The 19,445-nt window shown below is 71.9% G+C and carries 18 protein-coding genes and 1 pseudogene; 3 read left to right on the top strand and 16 right to left on the bottom strand.

Going from position 1 to position 19,445, the window contains the following annotated elements; all coding sequences use genetic code 11:
- From ACH4TV_RS45425 to ACH4TV_RS45395, 7 genes and pseudogenes are all read right to left on the bottom strand, one after another.
- Positions 1–352, bottom strand: a pseudogene (locus ACH4TV_RS45425) (hypothetical protein); the annotation flags it as partial.
- A 198-nt stretch (positions 353–550) separates the two neighbouring features.
- Positions 551–751 carry a hypothetical protein gene (locus tag ACH4TV_RS45420; RefSeq protein ID WP_398407326.1) on the bottom strand — a complete coding sequence of 67 codons (201 nt, stop codon included), beginning with the start codon at positions 749–751 and terminating at the stop codon, positions 551–553.
- 120 nt (positions 752–871) lie between these two features.
- Entirely contained in the window at positions 872–1,315 is a 444-nt protein-coding gene (locus ACH4TV_RS45415; protein WP_398407325.1) for a hypothetical protein, read from the bottom strand.
- An 81-nt stretch (positions 1,316–1,396) separates the two neighbouring features.
- A complete protein-coding gene (locus tag ACH4TV_RS45410) occupies positions 1,397–1,858 on the bottom strand; it encodes an SHOCT domain-containing protein (RefSeq protein ID WP_398407324.1) in 462 nt (153 codons plus the stop codon).
- A 72-nt stretch (positions 1,859–1,930) separates the two neighbouring features.
- The gene (locus ACH4TV_RS45405; RefSeq protein ID WP_398407323.1) at positions 1,931–2,932 is read right to left on the bottom strand and encodes a ribonuclease BN; all 1,002 of its coding nucleotides are present in this window, start codon (positions 2,930–2,932) and stop codon (positions 1,931–1,933) included.
- A 3-nt stretch (positions 2,933–2,935) separates the two neighbouring features.
- A complete protein-coding gene (locus ACH4TV_RS45400; protein WP_398407322.1) occupies positions 2,936–4,306 on the bottom strand; it encodes a hypothetical protein in 1,371 nt (456 codons plus the stop codon).
- Positions 4,307–4,447: 141 nt separating this feature from the next.
- Positions 4,448–5,110 carry an HdeD family acid-resistance protein gene (locus tag ACH4TV_RS45395; RefSeq protein ID WP_398407321.1) on the bottom strand — a complete coding sequence of 221 codons (663 nt, stop codon included), beginning with the start codon at positions 5,108–5,110 and terminating at the stop codon, positions 4,448–4,450.
- Positions 5,111–5,343: 233 nt separating this feature from the next.
- Here ACH4TV_RS45395 and ACH4TV_RS45390 point away from each other — a divergent pair, with 233 nt between their 5' ends.
- Positions 5,344–5,985 (top strand): potassium channel family protein, encoded by a 642-nt coding sequence (locus tag ACH4TV_RS45390; RefSeq protein WP_398407320.1) that lies wholly within the window; start codon positions 5,344–5,346, stop codon positions 5,983–5,985.
- Positions 5,986–6,243: 258 nt separating this feature from the next.
- Here the strand turns inward: ACH4TV_RS45390 and ACH4TV_RS45385 are convergent, their stop codons facing one another.
- The 8 genes from ACH4TV_RS45385 to ACH4TV_RS45350 all read right to left on the bottom strand — a co-directional run bounded on the left by ACH4TV_RS45385 (position 6,244) and on the right by ACH4TV_RS45350 (position 15,962).
- The gene (locus tag ACH4TV_RS45385) at positions 6,244–6,441 is read right to left on the bottom strand and encodes a hypothetical protein (RefSeq protein WP_398407319.1); all 198 of its coding nucleotides are present in this window, start codon (positions 6,439–6,441) and stop codon (positions 6,244–6,246) included.
- Between the two features lie 128 nt (positions 6,442–6,569).
- Positions 6,570–7,001, bottom strand: a complete 432-nt coding sequence (locus tag ACH4TV_RS45380; protein ID WP_398407333.1) for a hypothetical protein — start codon at positions 6,999–7,001, stop codon at positions 6,570–6,572.
- Between the two features lie 43 nt (positions 7,002–7,044).
- Positions 7,045–8,682, bottom strand: coding sequence for an MFS transporter (locus ACH4TV_RS45375; protein WP_398407318.1), 1,638 nt, complete (start codon positions 8,680–8,682; stop codon positions 7,045–7,047).
- A gap of 117 nt (positions 8,683–8,799) precedes the next feature.
- Positions 8,800–11,529: a LuxR C-terminal-related transcriptional regulator gene (locus ACH4TV_RS45370; RefSeq protein WP_398407332.1), complete on the bottom strand. Its 2,730-nt coding sequence runs from the start codon at positions 11,527–11,529 to the stop codon at positions 8,800–8,802.
- Positions 11,530–11,754: 225 nt separating this feature from the next.
- A complete protein-coding gene (locus tag ACH4TV_RS45365; protein ID WP_398407317.1) occupies positions 11,755–12,534 on the bottom strand; it encodes a polysaccharide deacetylase family protein in 780 nt (259 codons plus the stop codon).
- A 439-nt stretch (positions 12,535–12,973) separates the two neighbouring features.
- The gene (locus ACH4TV_RS45360) at positions 12,974–13,798 is read right to left on the bottom strand and encodes a hypothetical protein (RefSeq protein WP_398407316.1); all 825 of its coding nucleotides are present in this window, start codon (positions 13,796–13,798) and stop codon (positions 12,974–12,976) included.
- Between the two features lie 287 nt (positions 13,799–14,085).
- Complete coding sequence (locus tag ACH4TV_RS45355; protein WP_398407315.1) at positions 14,086–14,778, bottom strand: response regulator; 693 nt, start codon at positions 14,776–14,778, stop codon at positions 14,086–14,088.
- The gene (locus tag ACH4TV_RS45350; protein WP_398407314.1) at positions 14,775–15,962 is read right to left on the bottom strand and encodes a sensor histidine kinase; all 1,188 of its coding nucleotides are present in this window, start codon (positions 15,960–15,962) and stop codon (positions 14,775–14,777) included. Before ACH4TV_RS45350 ends, ACH4TV_RS45355 begins: the two co-directional genes overlap by 4 nt.
- Positions 15,963–16,174: 212 nt before the next feature.
- Between ACH4TV_RS45350 and ACH4TV_RS45345 the strand changes: the two genes are divergently transcribed.
- Positions 16,175–16,963 carry an ABC transporter ATP-binding protein gene (locus ACH4TV_RS45345; RefSeq protein WP_398407313.1) on the top strand — a complete coding sequence of 263 codons (789 nt, stop codon included), beginning with the start codon at positions 16,175–16,177 and terminating at the stop codon, positions 16,961–16,963.
- Complete coding sequence (locus ACH4TV_RS45340) at positions 16,960–18,981, top strand: FtsX-like permease family protein (RefSeq protein ID WP_398407312.1); 2,022 nt, start codon at positions 16,960–16,962, stop codon at positions 18,979–18,981. Before ACH4TV_RS45345 ends, ACH4TV_RS45340 begins: the two co-directional genes overlap by 4 nt.
- 52 nt (positions 18,982–19,033) lie before the next feature.
- On the opposite strand, the gene ACH4TV_RS45335 is transcribed toward ACH4TV_RS45340, so the two are convergent.
- Positions 19,034–19,375 (bottom strand): hypothetical protein, encoded by a 342-nt coding sequence (locus tag ACH4TV_RS45335; protein WP_398407311.1) that lies wholly within the window; start codon positions 19,373–19,375, stop codon positions 19,034–19,036.
- Between the last annotated feature and the right edge of the window lie 70 nt (positions 19,376–19,445).

Below are 19,445 nucleotides of genomic sequence, written 5' to 3'. Positions count from 1 at the left end.
CGAGCGTGCACGGCGCGTCCAGCTTGGAGCCCGCGTCGCCGCATATCGTGCCGCCGCCGTAGACCTCGGTGTCTTCGGCGACCAGGAACTGCTGGTCGTCCTTGCCCGACACGGACACGACGTACTTGCCCGGCGCGAGATAGGCGACCATGCCGTCCGTGAACGAGCCGCTGACGCCCTTGGAGTTCTTGGCGCCCGACGCCTTCTCCGCGGCCGCCACCGGGGTCGCCGCGTCCGCCGCGCTCTTGTTGGACGAGCTGTCGGCGGTGCCGTTCTGACAGGCGGTCATCAGCAGGCCGGCGGTGATCGCGGCGGCGGTGACAACGGCCTTGCGCAGGTGGCGGTTCTTCACGGGAGGTTCCTTCCGGGGGCGGAATCAGCAGGGAGCCGGCGGCGTCTCCACCGTTTCCCGCTCTGTGATCACTATGAGGGCCCCCGAAGCCCGCAGGTCACACCCGTCGTCCCTTCAGGACACCGCCGTTGCCCAGCGGTGACACAGCAACACCTGCACTGCGGACGCCAGTTGGGCGATACGGCAGCCGGGCGGCGGTCAGTCGGCGGCGCCGCGCAGTGCCTCGATGATGTCGCTCAGCGCGCCGGTCAGCTGTGGGTAGTCGTCGTGGGCCACGGGGGTGCCCGCTGCGGCACCGTCGTGGCTGGTCGCGCAGTTCCCCGCGCCCCTGCAGGGCGCTGCCGAACCGCAGCCGATTTCGCCCGACCTGCTGAGAAGGTCCGCATCCGCCCCGTCCATCGCCCGATGCACGTGCGGGGGTGACGGCAGAGCGAGCACGGCGAGCCGGGGCCACGTCCGGCACTGCCTTCGTGCCGGCCGTGGCCTCCGACTCGCCCGCTCCCCTCGTGTTCCTGGTTCTCACCTGTCGTTCGGCATGCGCTCGGACGAGCGGTAGGGGTCGCGCTGGACGACGCACAGGGCCCAGATGATGAAGGCGGAGAGCGCGATCATCACGACGGACCAGACCGGGTAGTACGGCAGGGAGAGGAAGTTGGCGATGACGACGAGTCCGGCGATGGCGACGCCGGCGACGCGTGCCCACGTCGCGGTCCCGAACAGCCCGATGCTGACGATCACGGCGACCGCCCCCAGGGCGAGGTGGACCCAGCCCCAGCCGGTCAGGTCGAACTCGAACACGTACTGACGTGTGGTGACGAAGATGTCGTCCTCGGCGATCGCCATGATGCCCCGGAAGATGTCCAGCACGCCGACGAGGAAGAGCATCACGGCCGCGAAGGCCGTCAGGCCGCCTGCCCATTCCTGCTTCGCCGTGTGTGCCGGCCGAGTGTGTGTCGCGGTCATCTCGTGCCTCGATTCGTGTGGTCCGGACGGTCCGGACGGTCCGGACGGTCTGGCTGTTGCTGTTGCTGTTGTTGTTGTTGCTCAGCGGCCGGAGGCATGGGAGGCAGGGCCCGAGTGCCCGGCCGGAGCGTTGCCGGTCAGGACCAGTTCCTTCGCCCTGCGGAACTCCTCGTCCGTGATGTCGCCGTGGGCTCGGATCTCGGACAGCTTGGCGAGTTCGTCCACGCTGCTGGTGCCGCCGCCCGCGGTCTGCTTGATGTAGGTGTCGAACTCGCGCTGCTGGTCGCGGGCCTGCGCTATCTCCCGACGGCCCATGTTCCTGCCACGGGCGATGACGTAGACGAACACGCCCAGGAAGGGCAGGAGGACGCAGAACGCCAGCCAGCCGGCTTTCGCCCAGCCGCTGAGTCTGTCGTCGCGGAAGATGTCGGTGATGATCCGGAAGAGCAGGACGAACCACATGATCCACAGGAAGAACACGAGCATGGTCCAGAAGGCGCTCAGCAGCGGATAGTCGTACGCCAGGTAGGTCTGTGCGGTCATGTCCGTCCTCCGTCGTCGGTCGTCAGCAGTCAGTCGTCCGTCTTTCGTCGTCGGAGCGGTTGTCCGGCGTTCTCAGCGTGCCCACGGCGGCTGCCGGTCGGCCTCACCCGGCGCGGGTGAGTGTGCGCGCCGCGCGGGCGCCGCCGGGTACCAGGAGGTGGAGGCGACGTACTCGCCGAGGGCCAGGCCCGAGACGGCCACCAGGAAGACGGCGATCAGCCAGGACAGGAACGTGAACACGGGGCCCAGGGCGCCGAACTCGTCGAGGCTGCGTTCCATGGCCGTGGGCAGCAGCAGGCGGGCGGCCTGGCTCAGCAGGACCGTGCCGGCGCCCGCCAGCACTCCCCCCGGCAGCAGGTCCCACCAGCCGATCCTGCCGCCCAGCAGCAGATGCTGGGACCACCACCACATCAGCGACGCCGAGAGCACCGACAGCGCCAGCCCGGTCACCGCGCCCCCGCCGAACCCGTCGCGCAGCGGTGCCTGGACCAGGAGGAAGACCAGCCAGACGAGCAGCCAGAGCAGCCAGCGTCCGACCACGGCCCGCAGCGGTGCGCGCGGCAGGTGCCAGCACCGCTCGCACACCGCCTGCAGCGCCCGGCTCAGGGCCGTGGCGGACAGCAGCGTCACCACGACGCCCACAGCCCCGACGGAGTCCCTGGTGGGGCCGGTGGCGGAGTAGACCCGACGCACCTCGTCGAGCGTGTCGCCGCGTACTCCCAGAACCGCGCTGAGGGAGTCGGCCAGCAGGTCGTGCACCCAGCCGGGGGCGAACGCCGCGATGGTCATCAGCAGCGGGAGCACGGTGAGGAACGCCTGCGCGGCCAGCCGTACGGAGCCCTCCACGAGGTTGAGTGCCGTCAGGCGGGTCAGCAGCCGGGCCGGGGCTCCGGAGCGGAGCCTCGCCGCGACCCGCCTCGCCGTACGCCGGCGCTCGTCGGTGGGCCGGCTCCCGTCTCCGCGCCCGCGTCGCGGTGTGCGCCCGGGCCTGGACGTATGCCTGGGGCCGGCCTTTGGCCCGTGTCCCGCCGGATGTCTGCGCGGCGCCGGGCCGGGGCCGGAGGTCCCGGCCATGGCTTATGGGGTCGCCCGGTTCGGCGCGCCGGATTCCGCCTCGGCCTCCGTGCCGTCGGCCGGTTCCGCGGCGGCGAGGACCGCCAGGAGGATCAGGGCGGCCAGGACGACGCAGAGGACGATGGCCACCGATGCGACCGTGGGGTAGTTCCACAGGAGCAGCCACAGTCCTCCCGCCCCGATGACGATGCCGGTGGTCCACTTGCGGTGCTCGGCCAGCCAGTGGCTGACGGGTCCGGTGCGCACTCGGGTGTGGCCCAGTGCCCGGCCGGCGGCCGTCGTGCCCCGGTCCGCGGTCGAGCGGACGGCGCGGGCGAGGCGGCCGGGACCGTACAGGTACGCGGCCAGCGCCGTGATCACCGCGATGATCAGCAGAGTGCGGGTGCTGTTGCGCAGGAAGCGGATGAAGGTGTCGTAGATCGCCGCGGCCGCGTCCGGGGGCAGTGCCGAGGATGGCACCGAGTCGAGATAGACCCGGCGTAGGACTGCCAGCGCGACCAGCACCACCACCATCATCACGCCGATGCCGAGCGCCGTGATCACCAGCATCAGCCGGTGCGACGGAGCCGTCCACACCGTGAGCGCGGCGATCGCGATGGTCAGTACGGGCAGCCAGGTGCCGAGGATGTCCAGCAGCCGCATCGTGTCCTGTGCCTTGGCCAGTTTCTCGGTGTGGAACAGCGTGACCGTCTTGTCGGTGTCCGGGATCGCGGAGGCCTTCTCGAAGCCCGCGTCGACGAGACGCTGCTTCACCTGGTCGATGACGTCACCCACATTCAGGCTGACGGTGTCGCCCTGGGCACGCACGGCCCCCTTGCTGTCACCGGTGAGCATGTTCACCACCGCGGCGTGCGACCGCCGGTTGGCGCCCTCCCACGCCTGCTGGAAGACGTCACCGGTGATCACGCGGGTGACCGCGCGGTCGACGACGGACCTGACCGCGCTGCGCAGGGGACCGGCGAGGGAGTCCGCCCCCGCCACGACGCGGGGTGGTGCCCCGGAGTCCTGGAGGACCTTGGTGAGCGAATCCGTCACCGCCTCGACGTCCACGTTCTCCACCACGCGGTCCGTGAGCCGGTTGATCACGACGTCCTGCACGGCCGGGTCGGAGGCGAGCGGCGCGACGGTCTCCACGTACCTGTCGGTGTCGGAGACCGTGGCCTGCACCCAGGCCGCGACGACGGCCAGCGGGGCGAGTACCAACGTCAGCAGGAGCAGCACCGAGGCGCCGGTCCGGCGCAGTCCCCGGTGACGCACCTTCGCGGCCCGGCGCAGTCGGTCGTACTCCGCTTTCTCCTCGGCGGTCACGACGTGGTGACCGGGAGGCGCGGCTCCGCCAGGGTCCGGTGAATCGGGGGTCGAGGCCGGGTTCATGGGTGCTCCTCTCGTCGCGCGCGTCGTGCGGCTCCTTGTGTGTGCCGTGCCGGCTACGACCGCCGTGCTCGGCCGCGCCCACCGCCGAAGCGGCGGCTCGGGGTGCCGGACCGTTGCGGCCGACCCCGCGGGCCCGAGGGGTCAGCCGGTTTCGGTGGGGCTGTGCGGGGCGGGGGTGGGTGTTCTTCGGAGTGCGGCCCGCCATGCGAGGGCGACCGCCGCCTCGGCCAGTCCGAGCAGGACCAGCCAGAGGCCGAGCAGCCGGGTCAGGGCGCGGGCCGACTCGGCCGGGAGGGCGAGCACCACGATCCCCGCGACGATGCCGAGCACCGCGGTGCCCAGGAGGACGCCACGGTGCGGCAGGTTCTCGGTGGCGAGGGCCGTGTAGAGGGTGAGGACGCCGGACATCAGCCAGACAACCCCGACGATCAGGGAGAGCGCGGCGATCGTCTGCAGCGGGTTACGCAGGCACAGCACCCCGGCCAGGACGTACAGCACGGCCATCAGCAGCTCCGGGAGCCGTTCGCCGTGCCCTTCCCGGGCGAAGACGGCCACGAACCGGAACGCCCCGATCGTCAGCAGGTACAGGCCGAAGAGGACGGCCAGGACGTGCAGGGTCTCGTCCGGCCAGACCAGCACGAGGACACCCGGCACCAGCGTCGCGACCGCCGAGCCCATGATCCAGGTCCAGGACCGGCCGAGCCTCGCCAGCGCCCGCGCGGGATCTCCCATCGGATCGAGGGCCGCCCTGTCGGGCACGTGTTCCGGTTCGGTACGCGATGCCGGACCGCGCGGCATGGTCATGGCTTCTCCTCGCGTGATCGGGTGCTCGTTTCCGGTATCGCCTACGAGGCGGTGCACCAGGAACTGGCCGCTTCAGAGTCCCGCCCATCGCCGGGGACTGGATCACCCGCGACGGGTGATCCGTCGGGCCCGCCACGGAGATGAGGTGGAACCAGCCGGCGAACCGGACGTACCGCGTCCTGACCAACGGCCGGCCCGCCGACCCGCCGGATCGAAGATCGAAGAGAGACGAGATGAGCGATGCCCGCGATGCCCGTACGGACCGCACCGGGTCCCCACCGGGCGAGCCTCGGCGGCACCGACGGCTGCGCGTCGGCCGGTGGGCGGCGTTCGCGGCCCTCGCCCGCACCGTGTTCATCGCCGTCGGTCTCGTCGCCGCCTACTACCTGCTGCCCTTTGACGATCGCGGCACGGCCCGCACGACGGCGCTGCTCGTGGGCGGCCTGGTGGCGGTGCTGCTGGTGTTCTCGTGGGAGGTACGGAGCATCGTGCGCTCGGCCTACCCCCGGCTGAAGGCCGTCGAGGCCCTGGCCGCCACGCTGGTGCTGTTCCTGGTCCTCTTCGCCGGTGCCTACTACCTGTTGGAACGCTCCGCTCCGGGCTCGTTCAGCGAGCCCCTGACCAGGACGGACGCCTTGTACTTCGCTCTCACCACGTTCAGCACCGTCGGCTACGGGGACATCACCGCACGCTCCCAGACGGGGCGCCTGCTGGCGATGCTGCAGATGGCGGGAGGGCTGCTGCTCGTCGGCGTCGCCGCACGGGTGCTGGCGGGCGCGGTCCAGGCGGGGCTGCGCCGCAAGGGCCGCGAGCCGTCGGCGCAGTCGCGTTCCGGTACTGATCCCGGGCCCCCGGATCAGGAGGCCGGACCATGACCGTACCCGGTGCTTTCACCGCGAGACGGGGCAGCGACGACCGGACCCGGTCGAGGTGATGTCGAGGTGACAGAGCGTCAGCCGGCCGAGCAGGTACCGGAGTTGGTGCCGATCCGCTAGGACCGCATGCCCGCACCGGGCGCCAGGTGCAGCTCTCTGGTGCAGCTCTGGTGCAGCTCTGCGGGGACGCCCACCCCCTGAGTTTCCGGCTGCTCTGAGGACCCGCCCCTGCCCCGTCCCGGTCCCGTCCCTCTCCCGTCACTCCGGCAGCTGCCGCATCTCCATCACGCGCAGGCCCAGCGACTGACAGCGGGCGAGCAGCCCGTACAGGTGCGCCTCGTCCACGACCGGGCCGAACAGGACGGTCTGGCCGGACATCATGACGTGGCTCAGCTCCGGGAAGGCTTTGGCCAGCGCTTCCGACAGGTGTCCCTCGACTCGGATCTCGTAGCGCACGAGCTGTCCTTCCTTGGAACAGTCCGGCACAGTCGGGCGGAACTTCTACTCTGCGATCGTCCGCCCCGGTGCTCCCTTCGGGCCTCACCCGGTGCAGGTGACCGTCGCCAGGCGCCGTACGACATGGATCAATGCGTCAGAACGAGCTTGAACGAAATGATCAGCAGGCCGAGCAGCAGATTGACCGAGGCGGTGGCGACCACAAGCCGCCTGGAGGCGTGGGCGCGGCGTGCCGCGGCCACGGACCAGCCCACCTGCCCGGCAACGGCAACGCAGACGGCCAGCCACAGGGAACCGTCCAGGTCCAGGCCCAGGAGCGTGCCGGCGGCCACCGCGGCGGCCGGCGGGACGGCGGCCTTGGCGATCGGCCACTCGTCGCGGAACACGCGCAGCACGACCTGGCGGTCCAGAGGCTGTTGCGCGAGATGTGCCCCGAACAGCTGGGCGTGCACATGCGCGATCCAGAAGACGGTTCCGGTGAGCAGCAACAGCAGCACCAGCTCCAGGCGCGGGAAAGACCCCAGTTCGCCGGCGCCGATCACCACGGAGGCCGCGAGCATGGATCCGTACACCCCGCCCGTGTAGTCCGCGCCGGCCCGGCGCTCAGCGTGTCGCACCGGTCGCACCGCCGGCTCCGGCCGCAGCGTCGGTGTCCGGCTGCCGTCGGCGGCCTTCCCGGCCGGTCGGCAGGTGCGAGGTGACCAGGAAACTGGCGAGAGCGATGCCGCCGGTGGCCAGGATCGCCGCTTTCAGGCCGTCGAGCTGAGCGGTGGCGTAGGAATCCGCGACGGCGTCGACCTGGGACGACGGCAGCCCGGCTTGCTCGGCCGCCGAGCGCACCTGGTCGGTGGAGACGAAGCTGATCCCGGACTGGAGAGAGACACCGACCTGCTGACGCGTCTCCTCGGACAGCTGCGGGTTGTCGTCCACCTGCGAGGTGAAGGCGTGGGCGAGCGCGCCGATGAGGATCGACCCGATCAGCGCGGTGCCCAGCGCGGAACCCAGGTTCTGTGCCGTGAACTGGAGCCCTCCGGCCTCACTGCGCTCCTCCTCGCCGACACTCGACTGGACGACGTTGCCCAGCTGCGAGGCGAGCAGGCCGACACCCACGCCCAGCAGGGCCATGGCACAGGCGAACATCGCGTTGTCGATGACCGGGTCGATGGTGGCCAGCAGCCACACGATGGCCCCCGCCAGGATCAGCAGACCCAGCCGGACCACCCGCCGGGGCCCCATCACCCGGCCCAGCGAGGACCCGCACAGCGAGACCACGAGCATGGTGATGGACACCGGGAGCAGCCGCAGCCCCGTCTCGAAGGCGTTGAACCCCTGAACCACCTGCAGGTACAGCGGGATCGTGAAGAAGAGCCCCAGCAGGATGAGGTTCTGGCTCAGCAGTGTCAGCAGGCCGGACCGCAGTACGGGTCGGCCCAGCAGGGACAGGTGTACGAGGGGATCGGTGCCCTGGGCCTCGCGCCGTCGTTCCCAGTGCCGGAACAGGGCCAGGACGACCACCCCGAGGGCGATGACGAACAGGGTCGGCGCGAAGCCGAAGACGGTGAAGGGGGGGTTGCGGGGCTCCACCCACCCCCAGGTGCTGCTCTGGAGCACTCCGAGCACGCCCAGTCCCAGCCCGGCCGCCGAGAGCAGGGCACCCACCCAGTCCAGCCGGGGGCGCCGCGCGGGCGGGGCGGGCGTCGGGATCACCCGGCGGCACAACAGGACGGCCAGGACGACCACGACCTCGCCGGCGAAGACCAGCCGCCAGGTCAGATACGTCGTCACCCAGCCGCCCAGCAGCGGGCCGACCGCGATCCCCGCGCCGGCGAGGCCGCCGAGGACCGCGTAGGCGACGGCCCGGTCCCGCCCGTGGTACGACTCCGCGACGAGCGCGGCCATGGCCGGCAGCACCATGGCGGCGCCGAGTCCCTCGATGACCGACCAGCCCAGTGCGAGGACCCAGAGGGTGGGAGCCGCGGCGGTCAGGGCCGACCCGGTGCCGTAGACGACGAGTCCCACGAGGAACATGCGGCGACGTCCCAGGATGTCCCCGAACCGGCCGCCGATGATCATGAAAGCGGCCATGACCAGCGCGTACAACGTGATGATGGCCTGGATGGAGGTGACTTCCGTGTCGAAGTCCTCCACCAGCTGGCTGATGGACACGTTCATCACGGAGGTGTCCAGGACCATCAGGAACTGAGCCGTACCGAGAACGATCAGAGCCCGCCAGTGCTTCAAGGTGTCCACCTCGCTGAGTCGGGTCGGCCCGGGGTACCGGCGGCCGACGGATACCCCGCTGCCGCTCCCATCGAATGCCGGGCACCCGGGCCGCGCCTCACCCGTTCCGGGGGAACGTCACAGCAGCCGGAGTTCGCGGGCGCGGCGTACCGCGTCGCCCCGCCGGCTCACGGCCAGTTTGCGGAAGACGCTCTTGAGATGGGTCTTCACCGTGTTGACCGACACGAAGAGGTCCGCGGCGATCTCCTCCGTCGACATCATCAGGGCCAGCCGCCGCAGGACGTCGCGCTCGCGTGCGCTCAGCTCCACGGCGACGAGCGGCGAGGACTGCTGCACGGGCTGCACGGGCTGCACGGGTTGCACGGACTGCGTGGAACGTGCGGACCGGGTCTCCGGGCGGGGCCGTTCACCGTGGCGCGACCGGTCGGACGTGAGCCAGCCCGCGGCCAGCTCCTGGAGCGGTGCCGAGGCCAGGAGCGGCCCCAGCCATGGGCCGGCATCGAGGAACGGACGCCGCAGCCGCTCGCGCCGGGCGTCGAGGAGCGCCTGCCCGACGAGCTTGCGGGAGGTGGTGTCGTCCCCCGCCTCCACCGCTGCCCGCGCCCTCACCAGCGCTGCCCGGACGGTCACCGCCGGACCGGTACGGCCCTCGGCGCGGACGCTGTCGAGCAGGTCGATCGCCTCCCCGGGACGGCTGGCGGCGAGCAGGATCTGCGCGGCCTCAACGGCACACACCGGCTGATCGCCGGACACGCCCTGGAGCACGTCGACGGCCCGCTGAGGCTGTCCTTCGGCCAGGTGGGCGGCGGAGTCCACGAGCGCCTTGTGGCCCGCCGCCCAGGGGGAGGCCACGCCGGCGGACACCGCCGCGTCCGCCGCCTCGACGGCGGCTCGTGTGTCGCCTCTGGCCAGCAGGAGACGAGCTGTGACGAGGGCTCGTCCCGCCGCCGGTACCGGATCACGCCTCCCCGGGTGGAGGGGGGCCGACTCGTCGAGGAAGGCCTGGGCCCGGTCCAGTTCATGGCGGTCCACGGCCACGCCGGCCAGGACCAGTCGTCCGATGCCGGAGCCGGAGGCCTGGGGCAGGCCGGCCCGCTCCGCCTCGGACACCGCCGCCAGGGCCTTGCGCTCGGCCCTGCCGATCCAGCCGTTCAGGTAGTCGAGCAGCGCCAGGTGCCCCATCGAGTCCTCCCGGGGCAGCACGGTGGAGGCTCCGCCAGGGGTGCCGGCCACGGTGGTCAGGGCGGCGCGAGCGTCCTCGAAACGCCCGGCCCACAGACGTGCCGAGCCCAGATGGGTCAGCAGGAGCGCGGTGAGTTCGGGGTGATCGTCCAGAAGCCGCTCGGGGACCTCCTGCCGCAGTCCGGCGGCCGCCTCGGCGGCCCTCTCGGCCCGTGGGGGACAACCGGTCAGCCGGGCGGCCAGTGCCTCCAGCAGCACACAGCTCAGCCGGGCGGCCGTCAGATCGGGCGCGTCGCCGTTCAGCCGCTGCCCGTCCAGCCGCCCCCCGTTCAGCTGCTCCTCGGCGCGGCTCAGGCAGGCCAGACCGCGGTCGAGGTCGCGGTCGAGGTCGCACTGGGACAGATCGCGGGCCGCCCGTACGAGGTCTGTCGCGGGGCTCCTGGCCTCGGGTCCCATACCGGAGAACACCTGGGTCAGCTCGCCCGAGCGCAGGCCGGTGAAGAGCTGGCCGATCGCCAGGTCGTCGACGAGGGCACCGGCGGCGAAGTCCCAGTCGCCCGCGGCGGCGCCGTGGATGAGTGTCTCCCGCAGGAATCCCGAACGGCGCAGCCACCGCGCGGCCCGCCCGTGGAGTTCCGGCTCCTGGCCGGGCAGACGCACCCGCAGATGGGCCCGGAGTATCTCCCCGAACAACGGATGCAGCTGATACCACGAGTGCCCGAGGTGCTCGACGAACGCGTTCTCGCGGTGCAGCCCGGCAAGAATCGGCTCGGCGTCGGTCCGCCCGGTCAGCGCGTCGGCCAGCTCGGGACAGAAGCGGTTCAGGACGCTGACACACAGCAGCAGGTCCTGCGCCTCCTCCGACTGCCCCTTGAGGACCTCGGCCGTCAGGAAGTCCGCGACCGTACTGCGGTCGGCCTCGAACTCCTTCAGATAGAGCTCCGGGTCCGCGCTCTCCCGGGCGGTCAGCGCGGACAGGCTCAGGCCGGCGGCCCAGCCCCGGGTACGGTCCACCAGGGCGTCCACGGCGGGCTCCGGAAGGCTGAGACCGTGCAGTTCCAGCAGTGCCCCGGCCTCCTCGGAGGTGAAGGCCAGCTCGGCGGCGCGGATCTCCGTCAGCTCGTCGGCCGCCCGGTAACGGTGCAACGGAAGCAGCGGTTCGGTGCGGGTGACGAGGACCAGGCGCAGACCCCGCCCGGCGTGGTGCAGGACGAACTCCAGCTGCTCAGCGATCTCGGGATCGCTCACGCGGTCGTACTCGTCGAGCACGACGACCGTGGGCCGGTCGCGGTCGTCGAACTCCGCGGCGAGCAGCGCCAGCAGTTTGTGGTCCACCCGGGTCGCGTCCGCGGGGCACCCGACCGCGTCGGAAACCGGTGCACCGCAGGCGCGCAGGGCCTGAAGGACGTACGCCCAGAAAACGCCCGGCCGCCGGTCCCCCGTTTCGACGGTGAGCCACGCGGCAGGCTGCCGCAGTCCGGCGGCCCAGTCGGCGGCCAGCATGGTCTTGCCCGCTCCGGCCGAGCCGTTGACCAGCGTCAATGGTGTCCGTAGCGCCTTGTCGAGATGCCGTACGAGCCGCGGTCGGCGCAGAAAGGTGGAGGGCCTCGCGGGGAGGGCGAACCGGGTGCGCAGAAACGGGTCCCCCACGGGATCGGCGTCCAGAACGGCCGACGCGGCCGGAGCCGCGGGGACCGTTGGTACGGCCGGTCCTTGAGCGTTTCCGGCGTGCCCGATGTGCCCAGCGTTCTCGGCGTTCTCGGGGTTCCCCGTCACGGTACTCACCACCCCCTGTTCATCGGGGTCATGCCATGAGCGACGCTTTCGCACCCAGCATCCCAGTCCTCCGGCCTACGCGCGCGGCGGTCCGGGGTGAACCAGGTCCGGGGCTCAGTGCACGGGGAAGCCGAAGGAGTAGCCCTCTGCCGTGAGCCGGGGGAGGATCTGGCGCAGGGCCTCGACGGTCTGGGAGCGGTCGCCGCCCGCGTCGTGGAAGAGGAGGGTCGGCCCGTTGGGCAGTTCCCGCTCGACGGTGGCGACGATGGCGTCCGTGCCCGGGCGCTCGAAGTCCTTGGTGTCGACGTTCCAGCCGAGCGGGCGCATGCCGCGGGAGGCGGCGAGCGTGCGGCTGTACGGGGTGAAGGCGCCGCCGGGTGCGCGGTAGTACATCGGTCGTACGCCCCCGGACGCCTCGGTGATCATGCGTTCGGCGTCGAGGATCTGCTGCGACTGGTAGGCCTGGGACTGCTTGTCCATGGTGGTGTCGTGCGACACCGAGTGGTCGCACAGGCGGTGCCCGGCCGCGACCACCTTCTTCACGAGGTCCGGGTGGGCCTGCGCCTGCGTCCCCACCATGCAGAACGTGGCCTTCACCCCGAACTCCCGCAGTACGTCGAGTACTTGGGGGGTCCACACGGGGTCGGGGCCGTCGTCGACGGTGATGTTGACGCCGCGAGCCCCCTTGTCCGAGGCGTGCACGATGGTCACCGCGACCGGCTTGACGGCACTGGCCGGCTTGGCCGGTGCGGCCGCCTTCGGCGCCGAGTCGCCGACGGCGCCGGCCTGCGCGGTCCACACCGAGGCGCCGGTGGCGAGCAGCGTCACCCCGAGCGCCGCGCCGAGTACCTTGCCGTACCAGCCCCGTCCGCCGCTGTGCCGCGCCTGTGCCATGTCCGCCCCGCTCTCCCGCAGTTCCTCGCCGACCCCTTGGTCACCTCGCGACCAACTGGCAGGACGAGGAACAGCGGCCCCGGGATGCGCCCGTTACCGATCAAGGACAAACCCGGAGTGGTTCCCGGACAACCGGACGAGCAGCGGACGGACTTCACGCCTCCGGGAGGTCGCGCCTCTCCAACGGGCGTGCAGCGAGCCGTTCTCGTCCCGGTGGACGGCGCACCGCCATCTGCCCACGCGCACCACGGCGCCGTGCCCCGGCGGGATGTCGGCCAGGGCGGGCGGCGTCATGGCCGGCAGCCGGTCGCCGAGGGTAACGAGCAACGCGGTTTTGCCCGGGTACGGGAAACGCCTTGGTGCGGCCCAGGCCCACGCAAACGCCCCAGGTCACTGACCTGGGGCGTCATTCTGGAGCTGGTGGGAAAACGGCCTCCGCTCAGTGGTCGTCGGTGATGCTGGTCGCGATGCCGTTGCTGACCACGACCTCGGCGGAGAAGCCCTTCTTGGCGGCCGCCTCCAGCTGGGCCTCGGTGCACTCGACGCCGCCCTCGCCGCCGGGGCCGGTGTTCACGGCCTCGCAGATGTCGTCGTAGCCCATGATCTTGGTGTCATCGGCGACGAGGAACTGCTGCTCGGTGCCCTTCGTGTCGGACACGCTGTACTTGCCCGGCGCCACGAAGGACACGTTGCCGAACCAGGTTCCGTTGACGCCCTTGCCCTCGTTGACGCCCTCGATGACGGTGTCGCGGGAGTCGGAGTCGGCGGGGGGAGTGCTGTCTGAGTCCGAGCCGGGGGCGGGAGTGCTGTCGGTGTCGGACCCGGAGTCCTGCTGGGCGGCGCGGCGCTCGATCACCAGGGTCGCGACGCCGTCCTTCATCTCCACGTCGGCGTTCACGGCACCCTTCTTGAGGGCCGCCTCCAACTGGTCGAGCGTGCACGGCGCGTCCAGCTTGGAGCCCGCGTCGCCGCATATCGTGCCGCCGCCGTAGACCTCGGTGTCTTCGGCGACCAGGAACTGCTGGCCCTCCTTGCCCGGTACGGACACGACGTACTTGCCCGGCGCGAGATAGGTGACCGTGCCGTCCTTGAACGAGCCGCTGACGCCCTTGGAGTCCGCCGCCTTCTCCGCGGCCGCCACCGGGGTCGCCGCGCTCTTGTCGGACGAGCTGTCGGCGGTGCCGTTCTGACAGGCCGTCATCAGCAGGCCGGCGGTGATCGCGGCGGCGGTGACAACGGCCTTGCGCAGGTGGCGGTTCTTCACGGGAGGTTCCTTCCGGGGGCGGAATCAGCAGGGAGCCGGCGGCGTTTCCACCGTTTCCCGCTCTGTGATCACTATGAGGGCCCCCGAAGCCCGCAGGTCACACCCGTCGTCCCTTCAGGACACCGCCGTTGCCCAGCGGTGACACAGCAACACCTGCTCTGCGAACGCCAGTTGGGCAACGCCGCTCGGGCCGGCTCCCGTTCGGACCGCCGATCCCGCCCGGCCCGTCCGGACCGCCGATCCTGCCCGGCCGGTCGGGCAGGTCGGGCAGGCCCGTGCTCCGCAGGTCAGGCGGACGGCAGCTGGCGGTCGTGCACGTGGCCCGTGTCCCAGGCCCAGGCGGCGATCTCGACGCGGTTGCGCACGGCGAGCTTGTCCTTGATGTTGGCCAGGTGGGTCTTGACCGTGCCCAGCGACACGTACAGCTCGCCGCAGACCTCCTGGTTGGTGCGGCCCACCGCCACCAGACGTACGACGTCGAGTTCCCGCTCGGAGAGCGGATGCGGGACCGTCGCCGGCGGCCGCCGCCCGGCGAGGTGCTTGAGCAGCCGGACGGTGATGGCGGGGGAGACCAGGGCGTCCCCGCGGGCGGCGGAGCGCACGGCCTCGATCAGCAGGGTGGAGCCGGCGTCCTTGAGGAGGAAGCCGCAGGCGCCGTTGTGCAGGGCGGTGTAGGCGTAGTCGTCCTGGTCGAAGGTGGTCACCACGACGACGCGCAGCGGGTCGGTGACGCCCGGCCCGGCCAGGGCCCGGGTGACCTCCAGACCGTCCAGCCTGGGCATACGGATATCGACGAGACACACGTCCGGACGCAGCCGACGGGCGAGTTCGACGCACTCGGCGCCGTCGGCCGCCTCGCCGATCACCTCCAGGTCGGGCTGGGTGCCGAGGATCAGCCGGAAGCCGGTACGGACCATCTCCTGGTCGTCCGCGATCAGTACCCGCGTCCGTGGGGCGTTCCGATCGCTGCCGTCGCTCATACCGGCGATCCTTCCACAGCCGCCAGGACGGGGAATTCGGCACTCACGCACCAGCCGCCGTCCGCTGTCCGGCCGCTGGTCAGCGACCCCTCCACGGCCTCCACGCGTTCCCGCAGGCCCACCAGGCCGAAGCCGCCCCGCCCGCCGGTCGGCACCGTGACGCGCGTCTGCGGAGCCGTGTTGCGCGCCTCCACCCGGAGGTGACCCCGGGAGTCGAGTTCGAGGCGGACGACGACGTCCGAACCGTGGGCATGGCGGCGTACGTTCGTCAGTGCCTCCTGCACCACGCGGTGGACGGACGTCTCCACCTCGGGAGCCAGCCGGATCCTGCGCACCTCGGGCGCGACGTACAGCGCCGCGTCGGTTCCGTTCTCGGCGAACGCGGAGACCAGGCGCTTCAGCTCGGCCGGCAGCTCACCCGGGCGGGCCGCCTGATGGTCGTCCTCGCGCAGCACCCGCACCAGACGGCGCATGGAGTCCAGGGTCTCCCCGCCGGCTCGGGAGATGCCCTCCAGCAGGGGCTTGATCTGCTCCGGCGAGGACTCCTGGATCACCAGCGCCGCGTTGGCGTGCACGATGATGCCGGTGACGTGGTGGGCGACGAAGTCGTGCAGTTCCCGGGCGAGTTCCAGCCGCTCGTTGTGGCGTACGGAGGTCACGGCATGGGCCCGGCGGGCGTCCAGGAGACGCAGATAGCAACCGAGGCCCGCGGCGCCGCCGACGGCGAACGTCAGCACGAAGGAGTACTCGGAGATGTTGGGGCCCGTGCTCCAGCGCAGCGGCAAGGCGATCACCGCGGCAGCCAGCGCCACCGACAGCGTTATGGCGGTGGCAGGGCGTTCCACCCGCCGCGCGGTCCGGGAGAGCAGCACGAGCAGGGCGAATGTCTCCAGCAGGCCCCAGGTACCGCTGTTGAGACGGGCATATGCATACAGGCCCACGGTCAGGGCCAGGGAGCCCAGCGCGGCGGCGCCGGCCCGCCATTCGGGGCCCGGCCGGCGGGCGGGACGGAGCAGCGCGGCGGCGGCGAGGGGGCCGGAGACCAGGGTCAGCCAGCTCGACCAGCGGGTCTGCGGGTCGTAGTAGGCCGCCAGGTCGAACAGCCACACCAGGGCCAGGCCCACGCAGAGGGAGACCGTGATGGCGCGCTGGACGGCCGGGGAGAGCGGAGTATCGGGTTCCACGCCGCACAGAGTACGGAGGTACGGCCGGGCAGCGGGTCGGCCTGCAGGCCGATGCCGGCCACCCCGGACCGGCCCCGCGGCCGAGGACAGGCACGCGTGTCCGGCGGGATCGTCGACGGCATGCAGATTCTCAGCTTTCTCCAAGTGGCCCTGGCGGCGCTCGCCGGGCTGTGCCTCGTCCTGTGCGCCCTCGTCACCGTGGATGCCGCCCGATGAACCCGTACCGCACGACCATCGCCTCCCCCGTCCTGGTGGGCGCCGGTCTGAAGAAGTCCTACGGCCTGACCCGGGCCCTGGCCGGTGTCGACGTGTCCGTCTCGGCGGGCGAGTCGCTGGCGGTCATGGGCCCGTCCGGGTCGGGCAAGTCCACCCTGCTGCACTGCCTGGCCGGCATCGAACGCCCCGACGAGGGCCAGGTGCTGCTGGCGGGGGAGCGAGTGGACCAGCTGGGCGAGCCGCACCGCAGTGAGCTGCGCCGGACCCGCTTCGGCTTCGTCTTCCAGTCCGGCCAGCTGCTGCCGGAGCTGCCCGCCGACGAGAACGTGGCCCTGCCGCTGATGCTCGGCGGCATGCCTCGCCGCCAGGCGGTCCAGACGGCGCGGGAGTGGTTCCCGCCGCTGGGCCTGGCGGGCATGGAGGAGCGCCGGCCCGGACAGCTGTCCGGCGGGCAGGCGCAGCGTGTGGCCATCGCCCGCGCGCTGGTCGGCAGCCCGCAGGTGATCTTCGCCGACGAGCCCACCGGCGCACTGGACCAGGCCACCGGCATGGAGGTCATCGACCTGCTGGTCACCACCACCCGCAGGCAGGGAGCCGCACTCGTCGTGGTCACCCACGACGAGGACGTGGCCCGCTGGTGCGATCGCACCGTCCGGGTCCGCGACGGCCGCCTGGCCGAGGACCACCGAACGCCGGCCGGAGCCACGACCGCCGTAGCCCCCGCCGCCTGGGGCACGCCCGGACACCCGGCCGGCTTCGACGCGGACGCGAGGTACGACCGATGAGGGCCCCGAACCCGAGGAAAGCCCTGGACCGCACCACCTGGACCCTGACCTGGCGGCTGACCCGCGCCGGAGGCCGCACCGGGCTGCTGGCCACCTCGCTGTCCGTCGCCGCGGCCGCCATCAGTACCGGGCTCCTGCTGATCTGCGTGGCCGTCAACCTCGGTTTCCAGCAGCGAGCGGACCGCATCGACTGGCGCACCCCCGTCAGGTCCGCGGCTCCGGTCGCCGTCGAGGCGGTCGGCACCACCTTCAGCGGCGGTACCCCCGTCACGGTCGTCGACGTGGCACAGCTCGCGGGCAGGAAGGCCCCCGCTCCGCCCGGCATGCCCCGCTTCCCCGAGCCGGGCGAGGTGTGGGTGTCCCCGGCCCTCGCCGACCTGCTCCACCGCCTTCCCGCCGACCGGCATCCCGTCCCCGGCACCGTGGCGGGAACCCTGGGCCGCGACGCGGTGGCCCACCCCGGCGAACTGGTCGCGCTCGTCGGCCACAGGCCGACCGCCGCCGCCGTCACCACCCCGCGCGAGGTCGATCCGCGCCGCCCCGGCGACACCGTCACCCCCACCAGGGTCGCCGACTTCACCGGACAGCGCTCGGCCGACGGCATCGGCAGCGGGTACGTGGCTCTCGCGAAGATCGCCACCATCCTCGTCGTCGTACCCCTGTTGGTCCTGGGCGCCTCCTCCGCCCGCCTGTCGGTCTCCCGCCGCGACCAGCGCCTCGCCGCACTGCGGCTCATCGGCGCCACCCCGGGCCGGATCGCCGGGATGACCGCCGCCGAGGCCGCCCTCACCGGCGCGGCGGGCGCACTGCTGGGCACCCTCGGATACGGACTGCTCCTGCCGGCCACCGCTCAGGTGTCCGTGGCGGGCGGCTCCTGGTACGCGGCAGACCTGTGGGTGGGGCTCCCGGTGCTGCTCGCCGTACTCGCCGGTGTCGTCGCCATGGTGGTCGTCAGCGCGCTCGTCGGGCTGCGCCAGGTCGTCGTCGGCCCGCTGGGCGTGGCCCGCCGGTCCCAGCCACCCCGCATGAGTTTCCTGCGCGCCCTGGCCTTCGTCGCGGTGATCGTGGGCTACAGCTTGTACACCCAGGAGCACAAGAGTGATGTCAACGGCCCCCTGGTGTTCTTCGCCCTGGTCTTCCTCGCCCTGTCCCTGATCGGCCCGTGGGTGGTCGGCGTCCTCGGGCGGATCATCTGCGCACACGCTCGGAAACCGGCGACCCTGCTGGCCGGCCGCCGCCTGCTCGACGATCCCAAGAGCGGCTGGCGTACGGTCTCCGGGCTCACCCTCGCGGGATTCGTGGCCGGGTTCTTCGCGCTCTTCGGGGTCTCCGGCATCTCGCCCTGGGGACATCCGGACACCCTCGCCGTGGCCGTCCCGAAGAGCCGGGCGGCCGTCGTCCAACAGGAGGCGCGGCACCGCCTGGAACACGCGGGGATCACCGCCACCGTCGGCACGGACACCGACTGGGTCGCCCTGGGGAACGGCGAGGACACCGTGCAGGTCGTGGCCACCGTGCCCGGCGGCACCGAGAAACTGGACCGCGCCCGCACTGCGCTGACATCCCTCGTACCCGGCCAGTACCCGGTCACCGGAACCGACGTCAACTGGTCGGGCGAGTTGTTCACGCGGGACTTCTCCGCCGCCACCCGGGTCATCCTCGGGGTCACCTTCGTCACCGCGATCGCCTCCGCGGGCATCACCGCGGCCTCCTCCGTCCTGGACCGCCGCCGCACCTACGGCCTGCTCCGCCTCGCGGGAACACCGCTGCGGACCCTCGACGCGGCCCGCCGCAAGGAGACCCTCCTCCCCGTGGCGGTCCTCGCCGGCGGAGCCGTCCTGACCGGCCTCTTCACCGCCGCCCCGCTCACCCTCGGCGGCGGCTCAAGCATCGACACCGGCGGCCTGACCCTGCTCGCCCTGTGTCTCGGCGCCGGCGTCGCGGGACTGCTGGCGGCCGGCGCGCTCAGCCGGCCTCTGCTGAGATCGGTCACGGAACAGTCGGGCCCCCGTGAGTAGCACGGGCCCGCCTCGGAGCCGTCTCGGCGGTGGTGGACCGTTAACCGGCTGTTTACGCCATGACGGTTTCTGTACACCCGGCTGCCTCGTTGTGCCGGACCTGTTGATCAATACCGATATGCACGGTCAAGGTCAGAGCCAGAGTCAGGGCGGTACGCAACTCGCCCCCCGCCTCGACGAGTTGGCCCAGATCCTCTTCCGGGACGGCGACGCGGGGCCGGACGACCACGGCCACTGGCGCAAGGCGGTCGCGACCGACCTCTTCCGCCATCGCGCCGGCACGCGGGTGGAGGAGCGGTGGCAGCTGTCGTACGACCGGCTGCGCGCCCTGAACGAGGAGGTGCTGTGCCCGGAGGACCTGGCCCAGGACCCTCGCGCCCTGGCCGCCCTGCACGAGTGGACCTCGGTGGTGGACGGGGCGACGGCCACCGTGGCCGGCATCCACTACAACCTGTTCCTCGGCA

Origin of the sequence: Streptomyces sp. NPDC020898, from assembly GCF_044333925.1 — a bacterium.
In the GTDB taxonomy this organism is placed as follows: Bacteria; Actinomycetota; Actinomycetes; order Streptomycetales; family Streptomycetaceae; genus Streptomyces.
This window is presented reverse-complemented; position numbering and strand designations above follow the sequence as displayed.